Annotated in this window: 16 protein-coding genes and 1 tRNA gene; 12 read left to right on the top strand and 5 right to left on the bottom strand. The window is 71.0% G+C overall.

Annotated features, from left to right (window positions below; genetic code table 11):
• Window positions 1–73: 73 nt before the first annotated feature.
• From GQR16_RS10050 to GQR16_RS10040, 3 genes are all read left to right on the top strand, one after another.
• Window positions 74–283 (top strand): three-helix bundle dimerization domain-containing protein, encoded by a 210-nt coding sequence (locus GQR16_RS10050; protein ID WP_157415007.1) that lies wholly within the window; start codon window positions 74–76, stop codon window positions 281–283.
• Between the two features lie 36 nt (window positions 284–319).
• Window positions 320–829, top strand: a complete 510-nt coding sequence (locus GQR16_RS10045; RefSeq protein ID WP_246200712.1) for an amino-acid N-acetyltransferase — start codon at window positions 320–322, stop codon at window positions 827–829.
• Window positions 830–905: 76 nt separating this feature from the next.
• Window positions 906–1,538: a hypothetical protein gene (locus GQR16_RS10040; RefSeq protein WP_157415005.1), complete on the top strand. Its 633-nt coding sequence runs from the start codon at window positions 906–908 to the stop codon at window positions 1,536–1,538.
• 15 nt (window positions 1,539–1,553) lie between these two features.
• On the opposite strand, the gene GQR16_RS10035 is transcribed toward GQR16_RS10040, so the two are convergent.
• Window positions 1,554–2,690, bottom strand: coding sequence for a fatty acid desaturase family protein (locus GQR16_RS10035; RefSeq protein ID WP_157415004.1), 1,137 nt, complete (start codon window positions 2,688–2,690; stop codon window positions 1,554–1,556).
• Between the two features lie 49 nt (window positions 2,691–2,739).
• Complete coding sequence (locus tag GQR16_RS19590) at window positions 2,740–2,901, bottom strand: hypothetical protein (RefSeq protein WP_170298456.1); 162 nt, start codon at window positions 2,899–2,901, stop codon at window positions 2,740–2,742.
• Between the two features lie 163 nt (window positions 2,902–3,064).
• On the opposite strand from GQR16_RS19590, the gene GQR16_RS10030 reads away from it, so the two are divergent.
• A complete protein-coding gene (locus tag GQR16_RS10030) occupies window positions 3,065–3,484 on the top strand; it encodes a dehydrogenase (protein WP_157415003.1) in 420 nt (139 codons plus the stop codon).
• 202 nt (window positions 3,485–3,686) lie between these two features.
• Here GQR16_RS10030 and radA read toward each other — a convergent pair whose 3' ends face one another.
• Window positions 3,687–5,048, bottom strand: coding sequence for a DNA repair protein RadA (radA, locus tag GQR16_RS10025; protein WP_157415002.1), 1,362 nt, complete (start codon window positions 5,046–5,048; stop codon window positions 3,687–3,689).
• Window positions 5,049–5,155: 107 nt separating this feature from the next.
• Here radA and GQR16_RS10020 point away from each other — a divergent pair, with 107 nt between their 5' ends.
• Both GQR16_RS10020 and GQR16_RS10015 read left to right on the top strand, forming a co-directional pair.
• A complete protein-coding gene (locus GQR16_RS10020) occupies window positions 5,156–6,358 on the top strand; it encodes a flavin-containing monooxygenase (protein ID WP_157415001.1) in 1,203 nt (400 codons plus the stop codon).
• A gap of 90 nt (window positions 6,359–6,448) precedes the next feature.
• A tRNA-Ser gene (locus tag GQR16_RS10015) sits at window positions 6,449–6,538 on the top strand.
• Between the two features lie 58 nt (window positions 6,539–6,596).
• Here GQR16_RS10015 and GQR16_RS10010 read toward each other — a convergent pair.
• Window positions 6,597–7,436 carry an alpha/beta fold hydrolase gene (locus GQR16_RS10010; protein ID WP_157415000.1) on the bottom strand — a complete coding sequence of 280 codons (840 nt, stop codon included), beginning with the start codon at window positions 7,434–7,436 and terminating at the stop codon, window positions 6,597–6,599.
• Between the two features lie 235 nt (window positions 7,437–7,671).
• Here GQR16_RS10010 and GQR16_RS10005 point away from each other — a divergent pair, with 235 nt between their 5' ends.
• Complete coding sequence (locus GQR16_RS10005) at window positions 7,672–8,406, top strand: YqjF family protein (RefSeq protein ID WP_246200710.1); 735 nt, start codon at window positions 7,672–7,674, stop codon at window positions 8,404–8,406.
• Here the strand turns inward: GQR16_RS10005 and GQR16_RS10000 are convergent.
• Window positions 8,403–9,362 carry a LacI family DNA-binding transcriptional regulator gene (locus tag GQR16_RS10000; RefSeq protein WP_170298455.1) on the bottom strand — a complete coding sequence of 320 codons (960 nt, stop codon included), beginning with the start codon at window positions 9,360–9,362 and terminating at the stop codon, window positions 8,403–8,405. The two genes, GQR16_RS10005 and GQR16_RS10000, sit on opposite strands and share 4 nt — an antisense overlap.
• A 191-nt stretch (window positions 9,363–9,553) precedes the next feature.
• On the opposite strand from GQR16_RS10000, the gene GQR16_RS09995 reads away from it, so the two are divergent.
• From GQR16_RS09995 to GQR16_RS09975, 5 genes are all read left to right on the top strand, one after another.
• Complete coding sequence (locus GQR16_RS09995; RefSeq protein ID WP_157414997.1) at window positions 9,554–12,094, top strand: glycoside hydrolase family 2 TIM barrel-domain containing protein; 2,541 nt, start codon at window positions 9,554–9,556, stop codon at window positions 12,092–12,094.
• 112 nt (window positions 12,095–12,206) lie between these two features.
• The gene (locus tag GQR16_RS09990; protein WP_246200708.1) at window positions 12,207–13,604 is read left to right on the top strand and encodes an MFS transporter; all 1,398 of its coding nucleotides are present in this window, start codon (window positions 12,207–12,209) and stop codon (window positions 13,602–13,604) included.
• Between the two features lie 107 nt (window positions 13,605–13,711).
• The gene (locus GQR16_RS09985; RefSeq protein ID WP_157414996.1) at window positions 13,712–14,923 is read left to right on the top strand and encodes a family 1 glycosylhydrolase; all 1,212 of its coding nucleotides are present in this window, start codon (window positions 13,712–13,714) and stop codon (window positions 14,921–14,923) included.
• On the top strand, window positions 14,920–15,924 hold the full coding sequence (locus GQR16_RS09980; protein ID WP_157414995.1) for a Gfo/Idh/MocA family protein: 1,005 nt from the start codon (window positions 14,920–14,922) through the stop codon (window positions 15,922–15,924). The genes GQR16_RS09985 and GQR16_RS09980 overlap by 4 nt, the downstream gene beginning before the upstream one ends.
• Window positions 15,925–15,994: 70 nt before the next feature.
• The gene (locus GQR16_RS09975; protein WP_157414994.1) at window positions 15,995–18,292 is read left to right on the top strand and encodes a glycoside hydrolase family 3 N-terminal domain-containing protein; all 2,298 of its coding nucleotides are present in this window, start codon (window positions 15,995–15,997) and stop codon (window positions 18,290–18,292) included.
• Window positions 18,293–18,302 lie beyond the last annotated feature (10 nt).

The following is an 18,302-nucleotide window of genomic DNA, read 5'->3' as shown; positions in this document are numbered from 1 at the left end:
GGGTTCGGCCCCTTCGCCGTATCCGCATGAGATGGTCAGGGTCGCGATCCATGGTTTGGCATAGGCTCCAGACATGGAGCAGAAGAAGGCGACCGAGCAGCACGCCGTCACCGAGGTCGTCGATCGTCTCGCCGAGAAGTACCCGGGCGTCGACCGCGATGAGATCGCCCGCATCGTCGCCGACGAGTACGCCGACCTCGACGGCAAGCCCGTGCGCGACTTCGTGCCCGTGCTCGTCGAGAAGAGCGCCAAGAAGCGGGTGAAGCAGGCCGCGAAGGCCTGAACGATCGCGGTCGCCGCGGCTCGATAGGGTTGCATGGTGAACAGCCCCGTCACCGTGCGCGCCGCGCGCACCAGCGATGTGCCGCATATCCTCGCGCTCGTCGAACCGCTCGTCGCCCGACGCATCCTGCTCGGCAAGGAGCGCGTCGACCTCTACGGCGCGATCCAGGAGTTCCGGGTGGCCGAGCTCGCCGAGACCGGAGAGGTCGTCGGCGCGGGGGCACTGCACGCCATGTGGGAGGACCTCGGCGAGGTGCGCACGCTCGTCGTCGCCGATGCGTGGCTCGGGCACGGCGTCGGGCACGCGATCGTCGACCGTCTCGTCGACGACGCCCGCGCACTCGGCCTCAGCCGGCTGTTCTGCCTCACCTTCGAGGTCGACTTCTTCGCCCGCCACGGGTTCGTCGACATGGGCGCCGAGACCGTCGCCCCCGAGGTCTACGCCGAGCTCGTGCGCTCGCACGACGACGGTGTCGCCGAGTTCCTCGACCTCGCCCGGGTGAAGCAGAACACGCTCGGCAACACGCGCATGCTCAAGGCGCTCTGAACGGCGCGTTGATCGGGCATTTCGGCACGCCGGGCGCGCGCCACCGGCATCCGTCGCCCGGTCGTACCCTGTGACCATGTCGACCAATCAGACACCGGCACGACGGCAATCGCCGCAGGTGTACCGTCGGCGACGCCTGGTCGTGCTGCTGGGGCTCCTCGCCGTGGTCGTCGCGGTCGTGCTCATCGTCGTGCGGCCCGGCGGCGCCCAGGGCGAGACCGACAAGCCCGCGCCCACCAGCTCGGCGCCGACGACCCCGCCGGCCACGACGATCCCGACCGAGGCGGTCGCGGCCGACGGCGATCCCTGCGCGCCCGAGCAGATCACCGTCGAGCCGGTCACCGACAAGACCGTCTACGAGGCCGGCGAGCAGCCGCAACTCTCGGTCACGATCACGAACATCGGTCGCAACGTCTGCGTGCTGAACGCGGGCACCGCCGCGCAGGTCTTCACGGTGACCAGCGGCGACGAGCAGTACTGGATCTCCACTGACTGCCAGACCGACAAGGTCGACGCCGAGGTCTCGCTGACGCCCGGCACGCCCGTGAGCTCGGCCGCGCCCATCGTGTGGGACCGCACGCGCTCGACGCCCGACACCTGCGAGGGTGCGCGTGAGACGGTTCCGGCGGGCGGTGCGTCGTACCACCTGTCGGTCTCAGTCGACGGTTTCGAGAACGACGACCTGACGAAGCAGTTCCAGCTGTACTGATCCTTCTCGCCCTCGTCAGATGACCCGCCCGGTCGTCGCTCGCAGCTCCGTGCCGGGACTCTGACGTTGCGCGAGCAGCGGGCACTCGAACGGGTCCCGTTCGCCGAGGCCCACCCGGTTGATGTACCGGAAGACGATGACGTACGAATGCCAGAGCGTCGTCTGCGTGTACGGCACCTCGTGCTCGTGGAGGTACTGCGCGATCAACGGGGCGGCGCGACGCAGGTGCGGACGCGGCATCGACGGGAAGAGGTGGTGCTCGATCTGGTAGTTGAGCCCGCCCATGGCGAAGTCGAGCGCGCGATTGCCGCGGATGTCGCGGCTCATGAGCGCCTGACGACGGAGGAAGTCGAGCCGCATTCCGGCCGGCACGAGCGGCATGCCCTTGTGGTTCGGCGCGAACGACACCCCCATGTAGAAGCCGAAGAGCCCGAGCTGGATCGCGAGGAAAACGGCGGCCACACCGGGGGAGAGCACGAGGAACACCAGCGTGAGATATCCGATGATGCGAATCGCGAGGAATCCGATCTCGACGGGTCGCCGCGCGACGTGCTCGCGCTGCAGCACCCGATGCACGCTCGACGCGTGCAGTGAGAGGCCCTCGAGCAGCAGGATCGGGTAGAAGAACGCGCCCTGGTGCGCGATGGTCCATCGAACGAGCGCCGGTCTCCGCTCCGCCGCCTGTGCGGGCGTGAACGCGATCACCGGCAGGTCGATGTCGGGGTCGGCGCCGATGCGGTTCGGGTTGGCGTGGTGCCGGGTGTGCTTGTGCTGCCACCATCCGTAGCTCATGCCCACGAAGAGATCCCCGAGGATCAGGCTGATCCAGTCGTTCCAGCGGCCGGAGCGGAAGATCTGGCGGTGCGCGGCGTCGTGTCCGAGGAACGCGATCTGCGTGAACAGGAACGCGAACGCGGCGGCCGTGAACATCTGCCACCACGTGTCGCCGATCCAGATGAAGACGGCGACGGCCGCGCCGATCAGCACCGGTACCGCGGACAGCTTCGTCCAGTAGTACCCGTATCGGCGGCGCATCAGCCCCGCCGACCTGACGAGCCGCGCGAGATCGGTGAAATCGCTGTTCGCGGCGGTGTCCCGGTCGGGAGCGGTCCTGGCGTGCGTCGCGATCAGTCGTCCTGCGTCGATGGCCATGACGCACCTCCTCAGAAGCCCCGTTCGGGGCGTTCGTGGAGACCAGGACCTACACCGACGGTCGTACGTGCCGTCTCGGGATGCCGACGACGAGCGTGCCGATGAAGAGGACGATCCCGATCACTGCCAGCCAGAGGAGGCCTTCGAAGACGAACCCGACGATCGCCGTCACCGTATATGCGGCGAGGGGAATGACGATCGAGGTCCACATGCCTTCAGGCTACGCCGAAGATGAGCAACCCTCGGAAATTAGCAGCAAGCTCCCATGCGCCGAGATCGAGACGGGGCAGCAGCGGGTCGGCCGAGATGGTGAGCGTCTGCTCTCGGGCACGGACGTGCGGATCGGTTCGGGATCGGCTGGGTACGCTGGAGGGATGGCGCAGCGCAAGAAGTCGGGCAAGTCGGGCAAGGGAGCGGAATCCGTGGAGTTCCGCTCGGAGGCGCTCGCAGCGGCGCTCGAGAAGCAGGACATCGCGGCGGTCGCACTCGCCCTGCGCCACGGCAACACCGTGGTGCCGCTCATCAAGCCCGGGCCCCGCGACAAGCCGCTCGACGGCGGCGAGGTGTGGACCTACCGCGACCCGGCCACCGGCGACGTGGCGCTGCTGCTGTTCAGCGACGCCGCGAACAAGCCCGACAACCTGCCGCCTGCGGTCGGCCTGCAGAGCCCGGCGTGGCTGCGCACCTTCTTGAAGCGTCACGAGTCGACGATCACGACGGTCTTCCTCGACATCGCGGGGCCGCACCCGATGCAGGCACCTCCGGCGGAACTGTTGAGGGCGCTCGAGGCCTGAGCTGAGGCGCTGCTGCTTGCGCTGATCGCGAGCGGAGGAGCTCGGGGCGAGCGGAGGAAGCTCTCGCGCCGAACGATCCTCCGCTCGCGCCGATCTCCTCCCGCGGGTGTGTCAGCGCGGATGATGCAGAGGGCGTGCGGCTGATGCGGTGGGCGCGCGAGGGTGCCGCCCGCCGGGCGGGAGCGTGTCTGCGAGCCGGGCGCTAGAAGGCAGCGTCGAGCTCGCGTTCGCGCTCGGTGGTGGCGGCGGCCAACGCCCGGCCGACGGCGGCCTGCACGCTACCGGCCTCGACGTCGAGGATCGTCGTGTAGCCGAGCCGGCGGGCTTCGCTGCCGCGCTGCTTGGCCGAGCTGACGGGGCGCACCTCGCCGGCGAGACTGATCTCGCCGAAGGCGGCGAGGTCGTGCGGCACGGCGCGGTCGCGCATGGCCGACGCGATGGCGATGGCGATGGCGAGGTCGGCACCCGGTTCGATGAGGCGCACCCCGCCGACCGTGGAGACGTAGACGTCGTGCTCGCCGATCTGGCGGAGGCCCGCACGGCGTTCGAGCACGGCGAGGATCATCGCGACGCGCGACGGATCGACCCCGTTGACGACGCGACGGGGCTGCGGCGCCTTGGTGGCCACGACGAGCGCCTGCACCTCGACGGGCAGCGCGCGACGCCCTTCGAGTGCGACGGTGACGCACGTGCCGCTCACGGCGGCCCCGCGGCTGAGGAACAGCCCACTGGGGTCGGGCACCTCGCTGATGCCGTCGCCGGTCATCTCGAAGCAGCCGACCTCGTCGGTGGGGCCGAAGCGGTTCTTGAGCGCGCGCACGAAACGCAGGGCGGTCTGACGGTCGCCCTCGAACTGGCATACGACGTCGACGAGGTGCTCGAGCAGGCGCGGGCCCGCGATGGTGCCGTCTTTCGTGACGTGGCCGACGAGCAGCACGGGCAGCTCGCGCTCCTTCGCCAGACGGATGAGGGTCGAGGCCACCTCGCGCACCTGACCCGGCTGGCCCGCGATGCCGTCGTTCAAGGAGCTCGTGACGGTCTGCACGGAGTCGACGATCAGGAGCTCGGGCTGCACGGCGTCGACCTGGCCGATGACGGTCGCGAGATCGGTCTCGGCGGCGAGGAACAGCTCGGGCTGCATCGCGCCCGTTCGGCCGGCGCGCAGGCGCACCTGGGCGACCGACTCTTCGGCGCTCACGTAGAGCACACGCCGACCAGAGGCCGCGACGCGCGCCGCGACATCCAGCAGCAGGGTGGACTTGCCCACCCCGGGCTCGCCGCTCAGCAGGATGGCCGCGCCGGGCACGATGCCGCCGCCCAGCACGCGGTCGAACTCGCCGACGCCGCTCGGCCAGTGCCCGCGCTCTTCGGTCGTGACCTCGGTGATGGAACGTGCGACCTGCGAGGCGCCGATCGCGACGGGCTTCAGCGCGCGCGTGATGCCGGTCTGCTCGCTCGCCTCGACGACGGTGCCCCACTGCTGGCATTCGGCGCACCGGCCGACCCACTTGACGGTGCTCCAGCCGCATTCGGTGCAACGGTACGCGGATGCGGGTTTGGCCATGGTGCGAGCGTACGGGCGGCCGCCGACATCGGTCGACGCACGGGCGCTCCACGCGCGGCCGGCCATCTCGGGGTGCGGATGCCGCATCAGGGGGTTAGCCTGTGCACATGTCCGCGGACGTGGACGTGCTCGTCATCGGAGCCGGTCAGGCCGGACTCGCCGTCAGCCACGAGTTGTCGCAGCGCGGCGTCGAACACGTGGTGCTCGAGGGTGATCGCATCGGGTCGGCATGGGCGGGGCGGTGGGACTCCTTCTGCCTGGTGACGCCGAACAGCGCGATCCGGCTGCCGGGCGGCGAGTATCGCGGCACTGATCCGGGGGGTTACCTCCCGCGCGACGAGATCGTCGACCACCTCACGGGATACGCCGCCTCGTTCGATGCCCCCGTGCAGGAGCACCACGCGGTGGATCGGCTCGAGCACGACGAGGCGGGATTCGTCGCGAGGTCGCCTGCCGGTGACATCCGTTCGCGCAGGGTCGTGGTCTGCACGGGGGCGTACCAGCGGCCGCACCGGCCCGCCTTCGTCGACGACCTCGCCCGGCAGGCGCCGGTCGTCATGTCGACCGAGTACCGCTCGCCGGCCGCACTGCCCGCCGGACCCGCACTCGTCATCGGCGGCGGGCAGAGCGCATGCCAGATCGCCGAAGAGCTGCATGCGGCCGGACGCGAGGTGACGATCGCGCCCGGGCGGGCGCCCTCGATGCCGCGCCGCATCGCCGGTCGCGACGGGTTCGACTGGCTCGAGGACGCGGGGTTCTTCGAGCAGGTGCTCGCCGACCAGCCGTCGCCCGCCGTGCGTCTGGCCGCGAACCCGCTCGCCACCGGGGCGGGCGGCGGGCACGACCTCAGCCTCCGCACGCTCGCCGGCGACGGCGTGGGCCTCGTCGGGCGCGTGCTCGGCGTCGAGGATGGGAGGCTCGTCGTCGCCGACGACCTCGCCGAGACGCTCGTGGCGGGCGATGCCGGGTTCCGCCTCATCTGCGACCTCGCGCGCAAGGCCGCCGCCGCGCGCGGCCTGCCGGACCCGCATCCGCCCGAGCCGCTCGATGCGCCGATCGAGACGGCGGAGGTGCCGACGCTCGGCGACCTCGGCGTGGTGCTCGTCGCATGCGGCTTCCGACCGGCCTACGACTGGGTCGACGTGCCCGGTGCGTTCGACGAGACGGGGTTCCCGATCCAGGATGCCGCGGTCGGGCGTGCGGCCGACGGACTCTGGTTCGTGGGGGTGCCGTGGCTCCGCCGGCGCAAGTCGCCGCTGCTCATCGGGGTCGGGGAGGATGCCGCGCTCGTGGCCGACCAACTGGCCTGACCAACCGCGCTGCGGGTCATGCGGGTCGTCCGGTCGGGGGCCCGGCCGCTCGTTTTGGTCGATTCGGCAGAGTCGCCTACTATTGACCTCGGTACCGTGTCCGAGCGGCCGAAGGTGCAACTCTCGAAAAGTTGTGTGCGTGAAAGCGCACCGTGGGTTCAAATCCCACCGGTACCGCCACAGAACGCCCCGCCTCCTCTCCAGGAGGCGGGGCGTTCGCCGTTCCGGCGTGGCGTGGCTACTTCGCGGCGTCGAGGATGACGTCGGTGACCTCGCCGGGGTGGCTCATCATGACCACGTGCGAACTGCGGATCTCGGTCGTCTTCGACCCGGCCCGTGCGGCCATCGCCCGTTCGGCCTGGGGCGGGATGGTGTTGTCCTTCGAGGCGACGATGTACCAGCTCGGGATCGTCTTCCAGGCGGGCTCGCCCGACGGCGTGAACAGGGCCTGCAGCGCCGCCGGCCGCTGCGATGCGGCCATCACGGCCGTGTCCTTCTTCGGCAGGTCGGCGGCGAAGAGCTCGCGGAAGAAAGCGGGATCGATGTACCCGTCGGCATCTCCCTCCGCTGCGCCGGGGTACGGGCGGATCACGAGGTGGTCCCCGAGCACGGAGTGGCCGCCGCCGAGCTCGTTCGCGTCGATGAGCCGTTCGCCTGCATCCAGCGCGTACGCGGCGACGTAGACGAGCGAGACGACGTTCGGATTGCCCGTCGCGGCGTTCGTGATGACCGCACCGCCGTAGGAATGGCCGACGAGGACGATGGGCCCCTCGATGGTCGCGAGGATCGACTTCATGTACTCCGCGTCCGTGGTGAGTCCGCGCAGCGGGTTCGATGCCGCGAGCACGGTGAAGCCGCGCTTCTGCAGGCGCTCGGTCACCTGGTTCCAGCCGGACGAGTCGGCGAATGCGCCGTGCACGAGCACGACGGTCGGTTTGGGGGCCGGCGCAGGGCGGTGCGCGCTCTCGATGGCCGCGGCCGGGAGTGCGACCGACACGGCGGTCAGGGCGGCGGCGCCGACGAGCGCGAGCGCGATGCGCAGCGGGCGCCTGCGACCGCTGGCGGGTGTGGTGGGCATGGTGGTCTCCTCGCATCGATGGGCGACGGCGATGGATGCCCGGGAACGGACTCCGCCGTCACGCACATGCTCCTGCCGCCGCACGCGTCACCGAACCACGCGGGTCGCGTAGTCGTGTCGCCGACGGCGCACCCGCGCTGGGCCGACTCCGGGCGAAGGGTGTCACGGCATCCGTGCGATCCATCGAGCGGATGTCGCGTCGACGCGCGCTGGGCGTGCGCTTACGCTGTGGCGTGTGATCGAACCGATCAGCGCCACCCCGCCCCACCGCATCGAGCGCGCCATCGCGAGCCAGCGCTGGAGCGACGCGCTGTTCGTGCACTGGCGGGTCGACGCCGAACGCGTCGCGCCGTTGCTCCCGGCCGGCACGCGTCCCGACCTGCACGACGGCAGCAGTTGGGTCGGGCTCATCGCGTTCCGGCTCGGTGAGGCGAGGCTCGGTCCGGTCGGCCCGGTGCCGCTCATCAGCGACTTCGTCGAGATCAACGTCCGCCTGTACGCCGTCGACGGTGCGGGGCGTCGCGGGGTCGTGTTCCGCTCGCTCGAGGCGTCCCGGCTGGCTGCCGTCCTCGCGGCCCGGGCGACGTTCTCGCTTCCGTACGTCTGGGCCGACACCTCGGGCGGCGTCCATGGCGGCGGCGACGGCGGCGGCGTCGACGGCGACCGGGTCGCCTATCGGTCGCGTCGCCACGGCAGCGGCGCGTCCGCAGCGATGGAGGCGACCGTCGACCGCTCCCGCATCGCGCAGGACGAGACATCGGCGTTCCTGACGGCCCGCTGGGCCATGTTCACCCGACGACTCGGCCGCACGCGGTGGCATCCGAATGCCCATGAGCCATGGGTGCTGCATCCCGCGATCCTCACGTCGCTGACGGACGACCTCGTCGCGGCGGCGGGCCTGCCGGGTGTCGTCGGGGCGGCGCCCGACTCCGTGCTGTTCAGCCCCGGCGTGTTCGCGCGGTTCGGCTAGATCGAGCCGCCGGGCACCACGCGGAGCGCGGCGTGACGCTGGGGGTGCTGCGTGGCGTCCGCGTGGCCGGTGGTCGTGAGGATGCGCTCGATGGCGGCCTCGGCCGCGGTCTCGAGGTCGAAGTCGAGCGTCGTGAGCGGCGGCAGCGTGAGCCGGCCGAGCGTGGTGTGGTCCATGCCGATGAGGGCGAGGTCTTCGGGCACGCGCCAGCCGCGCCGGGTCGCCGCCGAGAGCAGGGCCGTGGCGACGTCGTCGTTGTAGCAGGCGACGGCGATGCCCGTGCCGCTCAGCTCGTCGAGGGCGCGCGCGGCATCGTCGGGGGTGACGTCGAGCCCGATCGACTCGGGTTCGGGGAGTCCGGCCTCGAGGCAGGCGTCGCGCAGGCCGAGCTCGCGGTCGGCGCCGAACGGGTCTTGGCGGGCGTCGGCCAGGTGCGCGAAGGCGAGCCGGCGGTGCCCGTGCGCGATGAGCGTGCGGCCCTGCAGCAGGCCGATCGCGTGGTTGTAGTCGGTGTCGCCCGTCGAGTCGGGGTCGAGACCGAGCACGCCACGGCTGCCGATGAGGGCGCGTTCCTCGTCGGTGAAGCGGGTGAGCGAGAACACCGCGGCCGGCTTCATGCTGGCGATGACGCGCCCGAGTGAGGCCGCCGAGGGCGTCGACAGCCGCAGCACGAGGGTGAGGCCGTGCGTGGCGAGCTCGTCGGTCATGCGGCTGAAGAAGTCCTGCAGTGTCGGGCCGAAGGTGGTGTGGGGGATCAGCGCGATGACGAAGTCGCTCGATCCGCGTGCGAGGGTGCGGCCGGCCGACGACGGTTCGTAACCGAGCTCGCGAGCGGCCTGGTTCACGCGGTCGCGCGTGGCCTCGGCGAAGCGCTGGCCGCGGCCGTTCAGGATCTGGCTCACCGTCGCGCGCGAGACGCCGGCGTGCTTGGCGACGTCTTCGCTGGTGGTGATCATGCGCGAAAGCCTATCGCGGGTTGACGCGCGTAACCCAGAACGCCGTCGAACCGGCATCCAGGTCTCGAGGCGCTGGAGATCCGGTGTTGACGCGCGTTACCTGTTGTGGTTTACTCCTCGAAGTAACGCGCGATACCTGATCCATCGATCCGGCCGCCCGCACCACCCGCCGATGAAGTTGGAGCCCCTCGATGACGAGTACCGAGACCGAGACCGAGACCGAGACCGAGACCGAGACCGTGACCGCCCCGGATCGCGTCGACCCCTCGCGGGTGGCGTTCAACACGGGCTGGAGCTTCCGCACGAAGGTGACCGCCTTCCAGGAGCTCGGCGGCGCCGGCGCCACCGGCTGGACCGAGGTGCTGCTGCCGCACGACGCGCTGATCGGCACCGAGCGTTCGGCCGACGCACCGCGCGGCGACACCACGGCGTACTTCGGCGGCGGCTCGTTCGAGTACCGCAAGACCTTCACCGTGCCCGCCGAGGCTCGCGGCTCCCGCATGCTGCTCGAGTTCGACGGCGTCTACCGCGACGCGATGGTCTACGTGAACGGCGCCCTCGCCGGGCAGCACGCGTTCGGCACCTCGCGTTTCGCCGTGCGCATCGACCCCTATGTCGACTTCGGCGCCGAGAACGAGGTGCGGGTCGAGTGCCGCACCCACCTCGACAGCCGCTGGTACGCGGGTGCCGGCATCCACCGCGACGTGCGCCTGATCACCAAGGCGCCGCTGCACATCGCGCACGACGGCGTTCGCGTGACGACCCCGGATGTCGATGCCGATCGTGCGATCGTCGAGGTCGCCGTGACGGTCGAGAACGACGGACCCGTCACCGCGACGGTGCGCCTGAGCGCGGCCGTCGTCGAGGAGGACATCGCCGAGGTCGCCTCGGGCAGCACGCCGGTCACGCTCCTCCCCGGTGAGCGCCAGGTCGCGCGACTCCGGCTCCCGGTTCCGAGCCCCGCGTTGTGGAGCGTCGAGGACCCGTCGCTGTACGCGCTGCGCCTGCAGCTCACCGAGGTCGGCGGGCCGGATGCCACGGACGGCCCCATCGACGAGGAACGGGTGAGCTTCGGCATCCGCACCCTGCAGCTCGACCCGCAGAAGGGCCTGCGCATCAACGGGCGCGAGGTGAAGCTGCGCGGCGCGTGCATCCACTCCGACAACGGCCCGCTCGGCGCCGTCTCGATCGCCCGCGCCGAGGAGCGCCGGGTGCAGGCCCTGAAGGACGCGGGGTTCAACGCGATCCGCAGCGCCCACAACCCCGCCAGCAGCGCCCTGCTCGCGGCCTGCGACCGGCTCGGCATGCTCGTCATGGACGAGAGCTTCGACATGTGGACCTCGGGCAAGAGCGACTTCGACACCGCCTCCGACTTCTCGCAGTGGTGGGAGCGCGACCTCGAGGCGCTCGTCGCGAAGGACTTCAACCACCCGAGCGTCATCATGTACTCGATCGGCAACGAGATCCCCGAGACGGGCAACCGCTTCGGCGCCGCGATCGGGCGCAGGCTGGCCGAGAAGATCCGCTCGCTCGACGACACCCGGTACATCACCAACGGCATCAACGGGTTCGTCTCGATGCTCGACACGATCATCCCGATGATGCAGGCGAACCGGGCCGCGGCCGCGGACGCCGGCCCCGCGGGCGTGAACGGCATGATGGCCGGGTTCGGGCAGATGATGAGCCGCATCCAGGCCTCGCCGCAGGCGACCGAACGCGTCGAGGAGTCGTTCGCGGTGCTCGACATCGCGGGCATGAACTACGGCGATGCGCGCTACGAGCTCGACCGCGAGCTGTTCCCGAACCGCATCATCGTGGGCGCCGAGACCTGGCCGACCGACATCGACAAGAACTGGGCGCTCGTCACGGCGAACAGCCACGTGCTCGGCGACTTCACCTGGACCGGCTGGGACTACCTCGGCGAGACGGGCATCGGCGTCGTCAAGTACGCCGACGACGGCGCCCGCGGCCAGGCCTCGTTCGCGACCGGGTTCCCGGGCCTGACCGCCTGGTGCGGCGACCTCGACATCACGGGCTTCCGCCGCCCGGCGTCGTACTACCGCGAGATCGTGTTCGGCCTGCGCTCCGAGCCCTACATCGCCGTGCAGCGGCCCGAGCACCACGGCAAGGACATCGCCGTCGCCACGCCCTGGGCCTGGACCGACTCGATCGGCAGTTGGTCGTGGGCCGGCTTCGAGGGCAGCCCCATCCACGTCGAGGTCTACGCCGACGCCGACGAGGTCGAGCTGCGGCTCGACGGGGCGCCCCTCGGCCGCGCGACGGTGGGGGAGTCGCGGAAGTTCCGCGCCGACTTCGAGACGGTCTACCGGCCGGGCGAGCTCGTCGCGGTCGCCTACCGCGACGGCGTCGAGACCGGGCGCACCGCGCTGGCCGCGGCATCCGAGACCCTCGACCTCCGCGTGCTCGCCGACCGCACGAGCCTGCGCGCCGACGGCACCGACCTCGCCTACCTCGCGATCGAACTGACCGACGAGCACGGCACCGTGCACGCCACGCACGACCGCACCGTGACCGTGACCGTGGTCGGCCCGGCCGTGCTCGCGCTCGGCAGCGGCGCACCGATCACCGAGGAGGGCTTCACCGCTCCGCAGCACCGCACCTTCGACGGGCGGGCGCTCGCGATCGTCCGCCCGACGGGCGCCGGCGAGATCACCGTCACCGTGACGGCGGACGGGTGCGCACCGGCATCCGTCGCCCTCAACGTGGACTAGCCGCCCGACCGGCCCGGCCCGCCCGGTCGGCCCGCCCGTCCGCCCGGCCGGACCGACACCACCCACCAGACCCCCGCACCACCCCAGCCCCACCTGACAAAGGAGTCCCATCATGAACAACGACCTCGACACCGGCACCCCCCAGCCGGGCGCCGACCCGCTGGGCGCCGCGCTCGCCGACGCCGAAGGCGGCCCCCTCGGCCGCATGGTCGGCGCAGGCGAGCCCGACTTCGACGACGTGACCCCGACCGGCTCGGTCATCGTGCGCGAGCGGGTCAGCGCCGGCTACATCTGGCTGCTGATCATCGCGACGCTCGGCTCGTACGCCGCACTCGTCGCCCCGATCGGCATCTCGCTGTCGCTCCGCGTGCAGGAGCTCGCGCCCGAGAACATCGAACTGCTCGGCTACGTGGTCGGCGTCGGAGCCATCGCCGCCGCGATCTCGCAGCCGCTCGTCGGCATGTGGAGCGACCGCACGCGGTCGCGCCTCGGCCGCCGTCGCCCCTTCGCGATCGGCGGCACGATCGTCGGCCTGATCGGCCTGGCCTTGATGGCGGCGGCGCCGAGCGTGCCCGTGCTCGCCCTGGCCTGGGTCGTCACCCAGCTCGGCTGGGCGACCGTGCTCAGCTCGCTGCTGCTCTCGCAGGCCGACCGCCTGCCCGAGGAGCAGCGCGGCAAGGTCGCCGGCCTCAGCGGCTTCACGCAGATGATCGCGTCGGTGCTCGGTGTCGGCATCGCCAGCGCGTTCATCGGCAACAGCTTCCTCGTTTTCCTCGTGCCCGGTCTCATCGGCGCCGTCGCGCTGACCCTCTGGGTCACGCTCGTCAAGGAGCCGAGCAGCCGCGACCTCGTCGTCGAGCAGAAGCTCACGCTCGGCCGCGCCCTCAAGGACATGGTCTTCAACCCCAAGGAGCACCCCGACTTCGCGTGGAACTGGCTCGGCCGCCTCTTCTTCATGTTCGGCGTCACGTTCGCGACCACGTTCACGACGCTGTTCTTCGCGTCGCGCCTCAGCGAGGGCGGCCAGGTCGCCGACATCGGCGGGCTCATCACGATCCTGTCGCTGTTCGGCGTGGTCGCCACGGCCGGTGGCGCCATCCTCGGCGGATTCCTGTCGGACAAGCTCAAGCGTCGCCGCTTCTTCGTGCTCCTCGCGGGTCTCGCGTTCACCGCGGGTGCCATCGTCATGGCCTTCGGCGGCTCGAACGCGACCGTGCTCATCGTCGGATCGGTGGTCACCAGCATCGGCCTCGGCGTGTTCTCCGCGGTGGACCAGGCGATCGTGCTCGACGTGCTGCCCGAGCGCGACACCGAGGCCGGCCGCTACATGGGCATCAACGGGTACTCCACGACCATCGCCCAGGCGATCGCGCCGATCGTCGCGGCCCCGCTGCTGCTGATCGGCGTCGAGGGCGCCGACAAGAACTTCGGGCTGCTGTTCATCGTCGCGGCGGCCTGCACGCTCATCGGCGGCAACATCGTCATGATCTTCGTGCGCAGCGCGAAGTAGGGCGAGCGGATGCCGCGGGCGGCCGTTGCCGACGGCCGGCTGCCCGCGGCATCCGACGTCCGAATGCACCTGTTCCAGCTCGACCCCGCATCGAAAGGCACGACGACATGACCGGCTTCCCGACCCCGTTCCTCTGGGGCGCTGCAACGGCCCCGCACCAGATCGAGGGCAACAACCTCAACAGCGACTGGTGGGTGTACGAGCAGCGGATGCCGCATCTCGGCCTCAGCGGCGACGCGGTCGACGGCTACCACCGGTACAAGGAGGACATGCGGCTGCTCGCCGATGCGGGCCTCACGTCGTACCGCTTCGGCATCGAGTGGGCGCGCGTCGAGCCGTTGCCCGGCGAGTTCTCACGAGCCGAGCTCGCGCACTACCGCCGCATGATCGACATGGCGATCGGCCTGGGACTCACGCCCGTCGTCACGCTGCACCACTTCACGAGCCCGCGCTGGTTCGTCGAGGAGGGCGGATGGCTCGGCGAGACCGCCCTCGACCGGTTCACGGCGTACGTGACCCGGGTCACCGAGATCCTCGACGGCGTCGAGTGGATCTGCACGATCAACGAGCCCAACATGCTCGCCCTCATGGTGCTCATGGCCCGCGCGATCAACCCCGACGCGGTGCCCGCGTTCGACACCCCGACCGTGAAGCCGGGCGAGGGCATCGTGATCCCGCGGCCGACGCTCGAGGTCGGGCAGCGACTCGTCGACGCCCATCACGCGGCCCGCGAGGTGCTCCGCGCGAAGACGTCGGCGAAGATCGGCTGGACCGTCGCGAACCTCGCCCTGTGGGCGAAGCCCGAGAACGAGGCGTACCTCGAAAGCGAACGCCACGCCCGTGAAGACCTCTACCTCGAGGGCGCACGTGGGGACGACTTCATCGGCGTGCAGTCGTACTCGACGCAGGAGATCGACGCGACCGGCATGGTGCCCGCGCCGCCGCACCCCGACAACACACTGACCGGCGCGGCCTACCGGCCCGACGCGCTGGGCATCACGATCCGCCACGCAGCCGCCGTCACCGGGCTGCCCGTGCTCGTGACCGAGAACGGCATCGCCACGGCCGACGACGAGCAGCGCATCGCCTACACGACGGGCGCACTGCAGGGCCTGCGCGACGCCGTCGCCGACGGCATCGACGTGCGCGGCTACCTGCACTGGTCGGCCCTCGACAACTTCGAGTGGGGCCACTGGGAGCCCACCTTCGGGCTCATCGCCGTCGACCGCGCGGACTTCGCGCGCCACCCCAAGCCCAGCCTCGCGTGGCTCGGCGACATCGCCCGCAGCAATGGGGCGAGCCTGCCGGAGCGATCATGAGCGCGGGCGCGGGCGCGGGCGCGGGCGTGCCGCAGCGCTGGGCCGCGATCGGCACCGGCACCATCTCGCGCAGCGTCGTGCCCGACCTGCAGTCCTGCGAGGGCGCCGAGGTCGTCATCGTGCAGAGCCGCGACGCCGCGAAGGCCGCAGCGTTCGCCGAGGAGTTCGGCATCCCGGCGTCCACGGGCGACTACGACGCCGTGCTCGCCGACCCCGAGATCGACGCGATCTACCTGGCGACCCCGTTCGCGACGCACCACGCGATGACCCGCGCGGCACTGCTCGCCGGCAAGCACGTGCTCGTCGAGAAGCCCATGACGATGGACGCCGCCGAAGCGGCCGATCTGTTCGCGCTCGCCGCAGAGCGCGGACTCTTCCTCATGGAGGCCATGTGGATGAAGTTCAGCCCGGTCTTCGTCCGCCTGCACGAGGAGCTCGCGAACGGCACGATCGGCGAGCCCCGCAACCTGCGGGCGACCTTCGGCATCCCGTTCCCGAACGAGGGCGACAGCAGCAAGTGGGATGTCGCGCGCAGCGGCGGCGCCCTGCTCGACCAGGGCATCTACCCGATCACGCTCGCCCACTCGGTGTTCGGCGAGCCCACGAGCGTCCACGCCTCCGGAACCGTGCGCGACGACGGGCTCGACATCGCCGAGCACTTCACGCTCGAGTACGCCGACGGTCGATACGCCCAGTGCGCGAGCTCGATGTCGGAGTTCGCCGAGCTCACGGCATCCGTCGGCGGGCCGAAGGGCTGGCTCACGCTGACGCCGCCGTTCTGGGCGACCACCGACCTCGAGGTGCATGCGGGCGGCATGCGCCAGATCTTCCGCACGCCCGACCTCGTCGAGTTCCCGCGCGAGGGCAGCGGCTACGTGCCGATGCTGCGCGCCGTCATCGGCGCCATCGCCGAGGGCGTGACCGAGCACCCCGTGCACACCGCCGCCGACACGCTCGCCGTGTTCCGCACCATCGACGAGATCTTCGCGCAGATCCGCTGAGCGCACCCGCCGATCACGAGACCGACCCGTACTTCGACCCGACCGATCCACGATTGAGAGACCAGACACCATGACCGACCTCCGCGTCCTCCCGTACCGCGACACCGCGCTGCCCGTGGCCGAGCGCGTCGACGACCTGCTCTCGCGCCTCAGCCTCGAGGAGAAGGCCGGCCAGCTGAGCCAGTACTTCTACTTCGGCTCGGTCGGCGAACTGCCCGCCGACTTCGACCTCAGCACGGTGCCGCCCGAGCACCAGGCCTTCATCCGCCAGCCGCAGATGGTCGAGGCGGCGATCGCGAACGGCACCGCCGGCTCGGCGCTCTTCGTCACCAACGCGGCCACGGCGAACCGTCTGCAGCGCCTGGCGGTCGAGCAGACCCGCCACGGCATTCCGCTCATCTTCGGATTCGACGTGATCCACGGACTCCGCACGATCTTCCCGGTGCCGATCGCGCAGGCGGCGTCGTGGAACCCTGCGGTCATCGAGCGCTCGCAGGTGGTCGCCGCCCGCGAGGCCAGGGCGATCGGCATCCACTGGAGCTTCGCGCCCATGATCGACATCGCGCGCGACCCGCGGTGGGGTCGCATCATCGAGGGCGCGGGCGAGGACCCGTACCTCGGCTCGGCGGTCGCCGCGGCGCAGGTGCGCGGCTTCCAGGGCGACCTCGGCGCCGAGAGCGTGCTCGCGACGCCCAAGCATTTCGCCGGCTACGGCGCCGCCCGCGGCGGCCGCGACTACGACGACGCCGAGATCTCCGACTCGGAGCTGCGGAACGTCTACCTCCCGCCCTTCCAGGCGGCCGTCGCCGCGGGTGCCGCGACCGTCATGAGCGCCTACATGGACCTCAACGGCGTGCCCGCGAGCGGCAGCCCATGGCTGCTCAACCAGGTGCTGCGCGACGAGCTGGGCTTCGACGGCTTCGTGGTCTCCGACGCCAACGCGGTCAAGTCACTCGAGACCCAGCACTTCGCAGCGTCGGCGACGGATGCCGCGGCTCGCGCCCTGACATCCGGCCTCGACATGGAGATGTGCATGTTCGACCCGGCCTTCGGCACCCTGCCGGATGCCGTCGCGCAGGGTCTCGTCGACGAGGCCGTGCTCGACACTGCCGTGCGTCGCGTGCTCGAGGCGAAGTTCCGCCTCGGGCTCTTCGAGAACCCGTACGTCGACGAGGAGGCCGTCGCGGCGGTCCTCGACGCCCCGTCGCATCGCGACCTGGCGCAGTCCGCCGCCGAGCAGACCGCCGTGCTGCTGAAGAACGATGCCGCGCTGCCGCTCGACGCCGCCGCGCTCGGCTCGATCGCCGTCATCGGACAGCTCGCCGACAGCAAGCGCGACACGCTCGGACCGTGGGTCTTCGTGCACGACACCGACGAGACGGTGAGCCTGGTCGAGGGCATCCGGGCCCGGGTCGGCGACTCGGTACGGGTCGAGCACGCGGCCGGCGCCGGCATCCCCTCGCGCGTGTTCCCGTCGATGTTCGACCGGCAGGACCCCACCGTCGTGAACACGCCGGCCGACTACGACGACGACGCTGAGATCGAGCGCGCGGTCGCCGTGGCGGCCGAGGCCGACGTGGCCGTGGTCGTCGTGGGCGAGCGCCAGAACCAGATCGGCGAGAACGCCTCGCGATCGACGCTCGAGCTCGCCGGCCGTCAGCTCGAGCAGCTGCAGCGCATCGCCGCGACGGGCACCCCGATCGTGCTCGTCGTGATGTCGGGCCGCCCGCTCGACCTGCGGTGGGCCGACGCGAACGTGCCGGCCATCCTGCAGGCCTGGTACCCGGGCACACGCGGCGGCGACGCCGTGGCCTCCGTGCTGTTCGGCGACACCTCGCCGGCCGGGCGCCTGCCCTTCACCTGGCCGCGCCACGTGGGCCAGGTGCCGATGGTGTATTCGCACCTGCGCACGTTCGAGCCGCAGAACCAGGGCAAGCGCTACTGGGACGAGGAGTCCACGCCGCTCTACCCCTTCGGCCACGGCCTGAGCTACGCGACCTTCGCGTACGACGCGCTGCGCCTCGACCGCGACGAGATCGCCGTCGGCGAGACCGCCACCGTGTCGGTCGACGTGACGAACACCTCCGATCGCGAAGCCGACGAGGTCGTGCAGCTCTACATCCACCAGCGGTACGGCACGTCGTCGCGCCCCGTGCGCGAACTCAAGGGCTTCGAGCGCGTCACCCTCGCCGCAGGAGAGACCCGCACCGTGACCTTCGACCTCGGCCCCGCCGAGCTCCGCCACTGGAGCGCCGCGACCGGCGACTGGGTGCAGGACGCGACCACGCTCGACGTGTGGGTCGGCGGCAGCTCGACGGCCGACCTCGCGACCGTGCTCACGGTCGCCGCGGCATCCGACCACCGATGACCGAACGAGG

This window comes from Agromyces allii, assembly GCF_009749385.1.
GTDB classification, from domain to species: Bacteria; Actinomycetota; Actinomycetes; order Actinomycetales; family Microbacteriaceae; genus Agromyces; species Agromyces allii.
The sequence above is the reverse complement of the archived record's forward strand: the minus strand, read 5'-3'. Positions and strand labels throughout refer to the sequence as shown.

What these genes read in the sequence shown, in the direction of transcription:
- GQR16_RS10050 (WP_157415007.1), top strand. Translation starts at nt 74, where the DNA reads ATGGAGCAGAAGAAGGCGACCGAGCAGCACGCCGTCACCGAGGTCGTC.
- GQR16_RS10040 (WP_157415005.1), top strand. Translation starts at nt 906, where the DNA reads ATGTCGACCAATCAGACACCGGCACGACGGCAATCGCCGCAGGTGTAC.
- GQR16_RS10035 (WP_157415004.1), bottom strand. Translation starts at nt 2,690, where the DNA reads ATGGCCATCGACGCAGGACGACTGATCGCGACGCACGCCAGGACCGCT.
- GQR16_RS19590 (WP_170298456.1), bottom strand. Translation starts at nt 2,901, where the DNA reads ATGTGGACCTCGATCGTCATTCCCCTCGCCGCATATACGGTGACGGCG.
- GQR16_RS10030 (WP_157415003.1), top strand. Translation starts at nt 3,065, where the DNA reads ATGGCGCAGCGCAAGAAGTCGGGCAAGTCGGGCAAGGGAGCGGAATCC.
- radA (WP_157415002.1), bottom strand. Translation starts at nt 5,048, where the DNA reads ATGGCCAAACCCGCATCCGCGTACCGTTGCACCGAATGCGGCTGGAGC.
- GQR16_RS10020 (WP_157415001.1), top strand. Translation starts at nt 5,156, where the DNA reads ATGTCCGCGGACGTGGACGTGCTCGTCATCGGAGCCGGTCAGGCCGGA.
- GQR16_RS10010 (WP_157415000.1), bottom strand. Translation starts at nt 7,436, where the DNA reads ATGCCCACCACACCCGCCAGCGGTCGCAGGCGCCCGCTGCGCATCGCG.
- GQR16_RS10000 (WP_170298455.1), bottom strand. Translation starts at nt 9,362, where the DNA reads ATGATCACCACCAGCGAAGACGTCGCCAAGCACGCCGGCGTCTCGCGC.
- GQR16_RS09995 (WP_157414997.1), top strand. Translation starts at nt 9,554, where the DNA reads ATGACGAGTACCGAGACCGAGACCGAGACCGAGACCGAGACCGAGACC.
- GQR16_RS09990 (WP_246200708.1), top strand. Translation starts at nt 12,207, where the DNA reads ATGAACAACGACCTCGACACCGGCACCCCCCAGCCGGGCGCCGACCCG.
- GQR16_RS09985 (WP_157414996.1), top strand. Translation starts at nt 13,712, where the DNA reads ATGACCGGCTTCCCGACCCCGTTCCTCTGGGGCGCTGCAACGGCCCCG.
- GQR16_RS09980 (WP_157414995.1), top strand. Translation starts at nt 14,920, where the DNA reads ATGAGCGCGGGCGCGGGCGCGGGCGCGGGCGTGCCGCAGCGCTGGGCC.
- GQR16_RS09975 (WP_157414994.1), top strand. Translation starts at nt 15,995, where the DNA reads ATGACCGACCTCCGCGTCCTCCCGTACCGCGACACCGCGCTGCCCGTG.